Source organism: Pseudomonas sp. B21-053, assembly GCF_026016365.1.
Lineage (GTDB): Bacteria > Pseudomonadota > Gammaproteobacteria > Pseudomonadales > Pseudomonadaceae > Aquipseudomonas > Aquipseudomonas nunensis.
This window is the reverse complement of record NZ_CP087205.1, coordinates 3,848,538-3,860,764: the sequence shown is the minus strand read 5'-3', so window position 1 is coordinate 3,860,764 and position 12,227 is coordinate 3,848,538. Positions and strand designations below refer to the sequence as shown.

General features: G+C 62.2%; 1 protein-coding gene (only partly in view). It reads left to right on the top strand.

What is annotated here, in order from left to right; translation table 11 throughout:
* Positions 1–12,227 carry the 3' end of a non-ribosomal peptide synthetase gene (locus tag LOY68_RS17595; protein ID WP_265038750.1) on the top strand. It extends 18,607 nt beyond the left edge of the window, so only the last 12,227 of its 30,834 coding nucleotides appear in the window; its start codon lies beyond the left edge, outside the window; its stop codon occupies positions 12,225–12,227.

Genomic DNA, 12,227 nt, shown 5'->3' with positions numbered 1-12,227 from the left:
AACAAACCAGCGTCCAGCGTCTGTGCAACCTTTACGGCCCTTCGGAAACCACCACTTATTCAAGCTGGGTCTCGATGGATCGCGAGGATGGATTCGCCGCACACATCGGCAAACCCGTGGCCAACACCCAGTTCTACTTGCTGGATGAACACGGTCAGCCTGTGCCACTTGGCGTTGCGGGTGAAATCTACATCGGCGGCGCCGGCGTGGCGCGCGGTTACCTTAACCGCGACGACCTGACTGCAGAGCGCTTCCTCACCGATCCATTCAGCACTAACGGCCGGATGTATAGAACGGGCGATTTGGGCCGCTACCTGCCCGACGGCAACATCGAATACCTGGGCCGCAATGACGATCAGGTCAAAATCCGCGGCTTCCGCATCGAACTCGGCGAGATCGAAGCCAAACTCGCGCAACACGTCGACATTCACGAAGCCGTGGTCCTGGCCCGCGAAGACGTGCCGGGCGATAAACGTTTGGTCGCGTACTACACCGCGCCGCAAACCCTCGACATCGACCAGTTACGCCGTCACCTGCAAACCCAACTGCCGGATTACATGATCCCGGCGGCCTATGTGCACCTCGAGGCGTTGCCGTTGACCCCGAACGGCAAACTCGACCGCAAGGCGTTGCCAGCTCCGGACGCTGCCGCCGTCATTACTCACACCTACGAAGCCCCGGTCGGTGAAGTCGAAATCGCCCTGGCGCAGATCTGGCAAGACCTGCTCGGTCTGCCACAAGTCGGGCGTCAGGACCAGTTCTTCGAACTCGGCGGCCATTCGCTGCTGGCGATCCAGTTGATCTCTCAAGTCCGCCTGCGTCTGGGTGTCGAGTTGGGTCTGGCCGACTTGTTCGCCCAGCCTGAACTCGCCGCACTGGCGCAAGCTGTGGCGCAGGCCAGTCGCAGCACCTTGCCGGAGATCGTCACGGTTTCCCGCGAGGACGACTTGCCGCTGTCCTTCGCCCAGCAACGTTTGTGGTTCCTGGCGCAGATGGAAGGTGGCAGCGCGGCGTATCACATGCCGGCAGGCCTGCGTTTGCGTGGCACGCTGGACACCGATGCCCTGCAACGGGCGCTGGACCGCATCGTGTTCCGTCACGAAGCGCTGCGCACCACCTTCGTCCAGACACAGGGCGAAGAAGCGCTGCAACGCTTCGCTGCGGCAGATTGCGGTTTCACCCTGCATCAGCAGGATTTGCGCGGACAGGCCGCTGCCGAAGCGCAATTGCAGGCTCTGGCGGCTGAAGAAGCCGTCGAATTGTTCGACCTGGAACACGGCCCGTTGATTCGTGGCCGACTGATCCGGCTCGATGCCCAGGACCATGTGCTGCTGGTGACCATGCACCACATCGTCTCCGATGGCTGGTCGATTGGCCTGCTGACCACGGAACTGGCGGCGTTGTATGAAGCGTTCCGCCACGGTCTGGAAGATCCGTTGCCAGCCCTGACCGTGCAATACGCCGACTACGCCGTGTGGCAACGCCGCTGGTTGAGCGGTGAAGTGCTGCAAATCCAGAACCTTTACTGGCAACAAACCCTGGCCGATGCGCCAGCGCTGCTGATGCTGCCGACCGATCGACCTCGTCCGCCGCAACAGGATTACTCGGGTGCCGCAATTCCGCTGGTCTTCGATGAAGGCTTGACCGCAGCCCTGAAAAACCTCAGCCAACGCCACGGCACCACGTTGTACACGACACTGATGACCGGTTGGGCGTTGCTGCTCAGCCGCCTCTCGGGGCAGGATGAAGTGGTGATCGGTTCGCCGGTGGCCAACCGCACCCGCGCCGAAGTCGAAGGTTTGATCGGCTTCTTCGTCAACACCCTGGCGGTGCGTGTCGATGTCTCCGGCGCGCCGAATGTTGAAACCTTGCTCGCTCGGGTCAAGGCGCAAACCCTTGGCGCCCAGGCCCATCAGGACCTGCCGTTCGAGCAAGTGGTGGAAGTGCTGAACCCGGTGCGCAGTCTGGCTCACAGTCCGTTGTTCCAGGCGATGTTGTCGTGGCAAACGGCGGGCGGCGACGACCTGGTGCTCGGTGAACTGAAACTCGAAGGGCTGGGCGTGGCCAACCATGTGGCGAAGTTCGACCTGTCGCTGGAGCTCGGTGAGATTCAGGGGCAACTGTTCGGCAGCCTCGAATACGCCACGGCGTTGTTCGACGAATCCACCGTGCAGCGTTATCTCGGGTATTTCGAACGGGTGCTGCGCGGGATGGTGGCGGACGATCAGACGCAAGTCGATCACATCGAACTGCTTGATGCCGGCGAGCGTCAGCGTTTGCTGGTTGACCTCAACGCCACCCACGTCCCGTACCCACGCGACAAAACCATCCACCAGTTGTTTGAAGCCCAGGTCGAAGCGCAGCCGGATGCCATCGCGGTGATCTTCGACGGCGAGCAATTGAGCTACGCCGAACTGAACCGCCAGGCCAACCAACTGGCCCATCATCTGATCGGGCTGGGCATTCGTCCGGATGATCGGGTGGCGATTTGCGTCGAACGGGGTGCGGAAATGCTGGTTGGCTTGTTGGCGATCCTAAAGTCCGGCGCGGGTTATGTGCCGCTGGATCCGGCATACCCGGCTGAACGTCTGGCCTATATGCTCAGCGACAGCACCCCTTCGGTGTTGCTGACCCAACGTGCATTACAAGCGAATTTGCCAACGCTGGACATTCCGGTGGTCCTGCTCGATAAAGCCGAACGCATCGCCGACGGCTACGACGACAACCCGGTGATCCTGTCCCTCGGCGTGCGGCATCTGGCCTACGTGATCTACACCTCCGGTTCGACCGGCACCCCGAAAGGCGTGATGATCGAACACCGCGGGTTGGTCAACTACACCCTCGACGCGATTCGGTTATTCGGCCTGACAAGTGCCGACACCGTGCTGCAACAAAACACCCTGAACTTCGACTTGTCAGTGGAAGAAATCTTCCCGGCACTGATCGCGGGTGCGACCCTGGCGCCAAGCCGCAATATCTTCGGCACCTCCCAGGACGACATCCGCCCAACCTTCCTGCACCTGACCGCCGCCCACTGGCACACCCTGGCCGCCGAGTGGCACTACAACCCGGCATTGGCGCAGGACCAGTTGCGTGACGTGCGCTTGATCAACGTCACCGGCGACGCGCTCTCCACGCAAAAATTGCAAATGTGGGAACAGATCCGCCCGGCGCACACCCAACTGGTCAACACCTACGGCCCGACCGAGGCTACGGTGTCCTGCACCGCGAGCTACGTAACCTTCGAAGCGCTGAACAGCAATGCGAGCATCGGCACACCGATGGCCAACACCCGCATCTACCTGCTAGACGCGCACCTTCAGCCAGTACCGTTTGGTGCCACGGGCGAAATCTACATCGGCGGCGACGGCGTGGCGCGTGGTTACCTGAACCTCGACGCGATCACCGCCGAACGCTTCCTCGCCGATCCGTTCAGCGACGTACACAACGCCAGGATGTACAAAACCGGCGACCTCGCACGCTACCGCCCGGACGGCGGCCTCGAATACCAGGGCCGCAACGACTTCCAGGTCAAGGTCCGGGGTTTCCGTATCGAACTCGGCGAGATCGAAGCCAAACTCGGCGATTGCACCGGCGTAAAAGAAGCCGCCGTCATCGTCCGCGAAGACGCGCCGGGCGAAAAACGACTGGTCGCTTATGTGGTCCCGCAAGCCAATACAATCCTGACCGTCGCCAACCTGCGCGGCCAGCTGGCACCGCAACTGGCCGAATACATGCTGCCCAGCGCCTTCGTCAGCCTCGACGCGCTGCCGCTGACGCCTAACCGCAAACTCGACCGCCAGGCCCTGCCAATTCCCGACGCAGAGGCCTACGCCAGCCGCAACCACGAAGCACCACAAGGCGCGACAGAAATCGCCCTGGCGCAGATATGGCGAGACCTGCTCAAGGTCGAGGACGTGGGCCGCCACGACCATTTCTTCGAACTCGGCGGCCACTCGCTATTGGTCATGCGCCTGATCTCGCAAGTCCGCCAGCAGCTCGGCGTAGAGATGAACCTGACCGACGTCTTCGCCCACCCGAGCCTGATCGCCCTGGCGCAAATCCTGTCGCAAGCCGCACACAGCACTCAGCCGGATATCGTCCCGGTATCCCGCGACCAGGCCTTGCCACTGTCCTTCGCCCAGCAACGCCTGTGGTTCCTTGCGCAACTGGAAGGCGCGAGTGCGGCGTATCACATTCCCACCGGTCTGCGTTTGCGCGGCGAACTCGACAACATCGCGCTGACCCGCGCCCTGAACCGGATCGTCGCCCGTCACGAAGCCCTGCGCACGACGTTCGTGCAGGAACACGGTCGGGACGCGGAGCAACGCATTGCCGAAGCCGACTGTGGTTTCGCCTTGCAATTGCATTCGCTGGCCAAGCATCCGGAGGCCGAAGCCGAACTGCTGATCATGGCCGCAGAAGAGGCTCGCGAGGCCTTTGATCTGGAGCGTGGCCCGCTGATTCGCGGACGTCTGGTGCGCATGGCCGAAGACGACCATGTGTTGCTGGTGACCATGCACCACATCGTCTCGGACGGCTGGTCCGCCGACGTACTAACCCGCGAACTGGGCGTGCTGTACGAAGCATTCCGCGCCGGTCGCGCCGATCCATTGCCGGAGTTGTCGGTGCAATACGCCGACTACGCGATCTGGCAACGCCTGTGGCTGACCGGCGAAGTGTTGAGTCAGCAGGAAGTCTACTGGCAGCAGGCATTGAGCGGCGCGCCGGCCTTGTTGACCTTGCCGACTGATCGGCCACGTCCGGCGCAGCAGGATTATTCCGGCAGCGCCGTCGGCCTCGCGCTCGATGAAACCCTGACCAGTGAGCTCAAGGCTTTGAGTCAACGCCAGGGCACCACGCTGTTCATGACGATCATGGCCGCGTGGGCCACGGTGCTCAGTCGCCTGTCTGGGCAAAGTGATGTGGTGATCGGCACGCCGGCGGCGAATCGCCTGCGCGCCGAGGTGGAAGATCTGATCGGCTTCTTCGTCAACACCCTGGCGCTGCGCGTCGAGGTGTCGCCTGAGCTGACGGTCGAAGCCTTGCTGCAACAAGTGAAGACCCAGACCCTCGGTGCCCAGGCGCATCAGGACTTGCCGTTCGAACAAGTGGTGGAAGTGGTCCGGCCGGTGCGCAGCCTGTCCCACAGTCCGGTATTCCAGGCCATGTTGTCGTGGCAGAACGATCAAGGCGCCGGCCTCGAACTGGGCGACATGACGCTGCAAGGGTTGGGCGTGACCAGTCGCACCGCGAAGTTCGATGTGCTGCTGGACATGGCGGAAATCGGCGGTCGCTTGTTCGGTTCGCTGGAATACGCGACTGCGCTGTTTGACCAGACGACGATGGAGCGTTACCTCGGTTACCTCGAGTGCGTGCTGCGCGGCATGGTTGCCGACGAACACGCGTTACTGGCGCAAATCCCGCTGTTGGGTGACGACGAACGTCTGCATTTGCTGGAAACCTTCAACAGCACCGCCGTCGAATATCCGCAGGGGCTGACCTTGCACGGGATGTTTGAGGCGCAAGTGGCTTCGCGTCCGGATGCGATCGCGGTGAGCTTTGAACACAGTCACTGGACGTATGCCGAACTGAATCGCAGTGCCAACCAGATTGCCCATCGCCTGAATGAACTGGGCATCCGTCCGGATGACCGCGTGGCGATTTGCGTGGACCGCAGCCTGGAAATGGTCGCGGGGCTGCTGGGGATTCTGAAGTCCGGTGCGGCTTATGTGCCGCTGGATCCGGATTACCCGGCGGATCGGCTGGCCTACATGCTGGAGAACAGCGCGCCAGCCGTAGTCCTGACCCAACTTTCTTTGCAGGGCAGTTTGCCGGCAACAGACGCGGACATTTTGCTGCTGGACGGTGACGGCTTCTCGAATCAACCGACCGTAGATCCCGTCGTAGAAAGCTTGAGTGCGGACAATCTGGCCTACGTGATCTACACCTCAGGCTCCACAGGCATGCCCAAAGGCGTGATGAACGAACATGCCGGAGTGGTTAACCGCTTGCTGTGGATGCAGGACGAATACCAACTGACAGCAGCGGACACCGTGCTGCAAAAGACCCCATTCAGCTTCGACGTCTCGGTCTGGGAATTCTTCTGGCCACTGTTCACCGGCGCTCGCCTGGTCATGGCGCGTCCCGGCGGTCACCGCGAACCGGCGTACCTGCGCGAAGTGATCCAAACCGAAGGCATCACCACACTGCACTTTGTGCCGTCGATGCTCGACGTGTTCCTCGCCGCTGGCGACGTCAGCGAGTGCAAAGGCCTGATGCGCGTGATGTGCAGCGGTGAGGCACTACCGGGTCAACTGGTGCGGCGCTTCAAGCTGCAACTGCCGGGCACCGAGTTGCACAACCTCTACGGCCCGACCGAAGCCGCTGTCGATGTCACCGCGTGGAATTGCGCCGGCCCTGATACGCCGGACAGCACGCCCATCGGCAAACCGGTGGCCAACACGCAAATCTACCTGCTCGATGCCCATCAACAACCTGTGCCCATGGGCGTAGCGGGGGAGATCTACATCGCTGGTGTTCAAGTCGCCCGTGGTTATCTGCACCGTCCTGAGCTGACAGTCGAACGCTTCCTTAATGACCCGTTCAGCACCACGCAAAATGCACGGATGTACTGCACCGGCGACCTCGGTCGCTACCTGGCAGACGGCAATATCATCTACCTGGGCCGCAACGACGATCAGGTCAAGATCCGCGGTTTCCGCATCGAACTCGGCGAAATCGAAGCCCGTCTCACCGCGCACCCAGCCGTGCTGGAAGCCGTGGTGATGGCCCGCGAGGACGAGCCCGGCGACAAACGTCTGGTGGCCTATTACACCTTGCAGCTGCAAGAGCAACCGGTGGACATCCAGGCCCTGCGTGCGCACTTGCACCTTCAGTTGCCGGAATACATGGTGCCGGCCGCCTACGTGCGCCTCGATGCCTGGCCACTGACCCCGAACGGCAAACTCGACCGCAAGGCCTTGCCGGCGCCGGACCTGGATTCGCTGGTGACCCACGGTTACGAGGCACCGCAAGGCTCTGTCGAAACCACCCTGGCGCAACTTTGGGCCGAATTGCTCAACGTCGAGCAAGTCGGTCGTCACGATCACTTCTTTGAACTCGGAGGCCATTCGCTGCTGGCGGTCACGTTGATCGAACGCATGCGCCAGGCCGGTTTAAGCGCGGATGTGCGTGTGCTGTTCGGCCAGCCGACACTCGCCGCGTTGGCGGCGGCAGTCGGTGGCGGCATGGAAGTCGTGGTGCCGGTCAACGGCATTACCTCGGATTGCCAACGCATCACCCCGGACATGCTGCCGCTGACCACGTTGTCCCAAGAGGAAATCGAGCAGGTCGTCGCGCGAATCCCCGGCGGCGTGGCGAATGTGCAGGACATCTATGCCCTGGCGCCATTGCAGGAAGGGATTCTGTATCACCATCTGGCAGCACAGCAGGGTGATCTTTATCTGCAACAGGCGTTGTTCAACCTGGCGGATCGAGCGCGGCTGGAGGCCTTCATCGATGCGTTGCAAGGCGTGATCGGTCGCCACGACATCTTGCGCACCGCTGTGCTTTGGGAAGGACTGCGCGAACCGGTGCAAGTGGTCTTGCGCGAAGCTCGATTGATCGTAGACGAGTGCGTTGTCGAGCACGGCGATGTCTCGGCACAGCTTCGCGAACGTTTCGACCCAAGCCACTACCGACTCGATGTGCGCGAGGCTCCGTTGATGCGTCTGGCTTTCGCCTATGACGAAGCCCATCAGCACTGGGTCGCCTTGCTGCTGTTCCATCACATCGCCCTCGACCATACCGCGCTGGAAGTGATCCAGCACGAAATGCAGGCGTATTTGCTGGGCCAGCAAGCGCAACTGGGCGAGGCGGTGCCGTACCGCAACTATGTGGCGCAGGCTCGCCTCGGCATGAGCGATAGTGCCCACGAAGCGTTCTTCAGCGACATGCTCAGCGACATCAAGGAACCGACCTTGCCGTTCGGCCTGCATGATGTGGAGGGCGACGCCACGGGCGTCGAGCAAGCGCAGTTGGTGGTCGAAGAAGGCTTGAGCCGGCGTCTGCGAGCGCAGGCTCGGCAACTGGGCGTCAGCGCCGCGAGCCTGCATCATCTGGCGTGGGCACAAGTGGTGGCGGGCGTGTCCGGCCGGGAAGACGTGGTGTTCGGCACCGTGCTGATGGGCCGGATGCAGGGCGGCGAGGGTGCCGACCGTGCGTTGGGCCTGTTCATCAACACCTTGCCGTTGCGGGTGGATGTCGCAACCTTGGGCGCGAAAGCCGGGGTCAAGGCCACTCACACGCGCCTCGCTGCTTTGCTCGGCCACGAACACGCATCGTTGGCCCTGGCGCAACGTTGCAGTGGCGTGGCGGCTCCAGCGCCGCTGTTCAGTGCGTTGCTGAACTATAGACACAGCGCCACCCAGGTCACCAGCGAGGCGCAGTCAGCCTGGAGCGGGATCGAAGGGTTGGGCGGCGAGGAGTGGAGCAACTATCCGTTGTCGCTGAACGTCGACGATCTCGGCGAACCGTTCGTGCTCACGGCGTTGGTGGTTTCGCAGATCGGCGCGAAACGGGTCTGCGGCTATATGCATGCAGCACTGGAAAGCCTGGTCGATGCGCTGGAACGCACACCGGAAGCGCCGCTGCGCAGCCTGTCGATCCTGCCGTTGAGCGAGCGTCAGCAATTACTGGTCGAGTTCAACGCCACTGACGCGATCTACCCGCAAGAGCAGACGGTGCACAGTCTGTTTGAAGCCCAGGCTGCGGCGCGTCCCGACGCAATTGCCGTCGAACATGCCGGGCAGCAACTGACCTACGGCGAGCTGGAATCACGGGCCAATCGCCTGGCGCATTACCTGCTCGACCAAGGCGTCACGCCGCAAGCTCGCGTGGCGATTTTGCTGAATCGTTCGTTCGACCTGATCATCAGCGAACTGGCGATCCTCAAGTGCGCCGCCGTGTATGTGCCGCTGGATCACCATGCACCGCAGGACCGCCAGCGCTTCATGCTGGAGGACAGCGCGACGACGTTGATTCTGACCAGCAGCGACCGCGTTGTCCCCGAAGGCACGTTGCGGGTGGATCTGGACACGCTGTTGCTGCCGGATGAATCGCCTGCCGCCGCACCGGTTCAGGCCAGCGATACCCCTGCATACATCATGTACACCTCGGGTTCCACCGGCCAACCGAAAGGCGTGATCGTGCCGCATCTGGCCATCGGCCGACTGGTGATCAACAACGGTTACGCGGACTTTGCCGAGCAGGACCGCGTGGCTTTCGCCTCGAACCCGGCCTTCGACGCCAGCACCATGGAAGTCTGGGGCGCGCTGCTGAATGGCGGGCGGATTGTGGTGATTGATCACGAAGCGTTGCTCAACCCGACATCATTCGCCGAGGTGCTGACGGACTCGGGTGCCACGGCGCTGTTCCTGACCACGGCGATGTTCAACCAGTACGTGATGCTGATCCCGGACGCCCTGGCACGCCTGCGCATTCTGATGTGCGGGGGTGAGCGCGCAGACCCGATGTCGTTCCGCCGTCTGTTGGCCCATGCACCGGCCTTGCAGTTGTTGAATTGCTACGGCCCCACCGAGACCACGACCTTCGCCACCACACAAAGGGTGACTTCGGTGCCGGATAGTGCCGTGAACATCCCCATTGGCCGACCGATTTCCAACACCCGCATCTACATCCTCAACGCGGCCGGACAACCGGTGCCTGTCGGGGTGGCGGGGGAGATTCATATCGGCGGCGCCGGTGTGGCCCTGGGTTACTTGAATCGTCCTGACTTGACCAAGGAGAGCTTTATCATCGATCCCTTCAGCGATACCACAGGGGCACGCCTGTACCGCACCGGCGACCTCGGCCGCTGGTTGCCCGACGGCAGCGTCGAGTACCTCGATCGCAATGACGGCCAGGTGAAAATTCGCGGTTTCCGTATCGAAGTCGGCGAAATCGAAGCCCGCCTGCACTTGTGCGACGGTGTGCGCGAAGCCTGGGTCATGGCGCGTGAAGACAGCCCGGGCGACAAGCGTCTGGTGGCTTACTTCACCGTGCAGGCCCGGGGTGAACACCTCGACGCCGAGACCTTGCGCCAGCAACTGCAATCGTTGTTGCCGGAATACATGATCCCGGCAGCCTTTGTGAAACTCGATGCGTTGCCGCTGACGCTCAACGGCAAAGTCGATGTCCGCGCATTGCCGGCACCGGAAGCCGACGCCTATACCAGCCGCGATTACGAAGCTCCATCGGGCGAGCTGGAAACCACGCTGGCCGGGCTGTGGGCCGAAGTACTGAAGCTGGATCGCATCGGTCGTCACGACAACTTCTTTGAAATGGGCGGCCATTCGCTGCTGGCGATCCGCTTGATCGGGCTGCTGGCCCAGGCTGACCTGAACGTGTCCCTCGCCGAGTTGTTCCAGCACGAAAGCATCGCGTCGATGGCATCGATGCTTGAGGCGCGCAGTGGCGATGTTTCTTCACCGACCGGGATCCTGCCGGTGCGCGAGGCGGGCACGCAGAATCCGCTGTTCCTGGTGCATGAATTCAGTGGCCTCGACGTGTACTTCCCGGCACTCGGCAAACACATTGATCCGGATACGCCGGTCTACGGCTTGCCGGGCATTCCGTGGGGCGAGCAGCAGCTGCAAACCATGGAATGCCTGGCGACTCGCCTGCTGGGTATCATCCGTTCGGTGCAACCGCAAGGGCCGTACAGACTGGCTGGCTGGTCGTTCGGTGGGGTGCTGGCCTACGAGATTGCTATTCAACTGATTGGCCTGGACGAGAAAGTCGAATTCCTCGGTCTGATCGATACCTATCTGCCACGCCTGGTGGATCAGGGCCGGGCACGCTGGTCGCCGGTCGATGCGCACAAAGTGCATCTGCTGGACCGTTGCGAAGTGTTCTGGAAAGCCCAGGACTCGGACGTCTCCGCTGTCCTGGCGAAACTGACCCGTTTGCAGGTGAACACTTTCGACTTTGAAGCGCTGGTGCAGCATTGCGCCGCCGAAGGTCTGCTGCCGGCGGAACTCGCCGATTACAGCGCCGCGCAACTGTGGCACTACCTGGACCGCGAGGTCGCGCACGGTCACGCATTAGCCCACTACACGGTGTACCCGGTCAGCGCGCCAGTGCACCTGTTCATTGCCGAGCAACGCAAAGAGGATGCACCGGCGCATTCCGGTTATCTGGGCTGGGACGCCGTGCTGCCGAAGGCTCAGATCCAATGCGTCACGGTGCCCGGCGATCACCAGACGATGATGCAGGCACCGCATATCCAAACCCTGGCGCGGTTTATCGACGAGGCACTTCACGCCGCCGCAACACGTCCGCCAGCCGTCGCATCGAAGACCGACTACCAACCGCTACTGACCATTCAGGGCGGACGTTCCGGACAGGCACCGATCTTCTGTGTGCCAGGGGCGGGTGACAGCGTGACCGGGTTTATCGGGTTGACCGATGCCTTTGGCCCGGACTGGCCGATTCATGGGCTGCAACCTCGCGGACTGGACGGCACCACCGTGCCTTACAGCCTGGTGGAAACCGCCGCCGAAGCGTATCTGCAAGCGGTTGATAGGGTGCAACCCGAAGGGCCGGTGCATTTGCTCGGGCATTCCTTCGGCGGCTGGATCGTGTTCGAGATGGCCGCACGCTTGCGCGCCAATGGCCGTGATGTGGCGTCGCTGACGTTGATCGACAGCGAGTCACCGGGCGGCAACGGCGTGGTCGGCAAACCTTACACCGCAACTGGCGTGTTGAAGCGCTTGATCGAAGCGATGCAACTCGCGTCCGGAAAGTCGCTGGGGATCGATGCCACGGCCTTCAGTCAGCAAGACGACGCCGGACAGATGCGCATGTTGCACGCCGGCATGGTCCGCGCCGGCATGTTGCCTCAGCGTTCGGCGGCGAATTCCATGAATGGACCGGCACGCGCCTTCGGCACGGCGCTGCGCACGGTCTATCAACCTGAACATCAATACACCGGGCCGGTGCGCCTGGTACTGGCCGATGATCCGACTCTGGACACGGCTGGTAACAAACGCGAGCAAGAAGAAATGATCGAAGGCTGGCGCAAACATGTACCCAATCTGAGTATCTGGTACGGTCCGGGCAACCATTTCACCATCCTCAAAGCACCTCACGTACACAACCTGGCAGCCTGGTGGCAGGACAGCCTTCCGATCCTCGATGAGGAGGCCGCCAATGACTACGTCTAG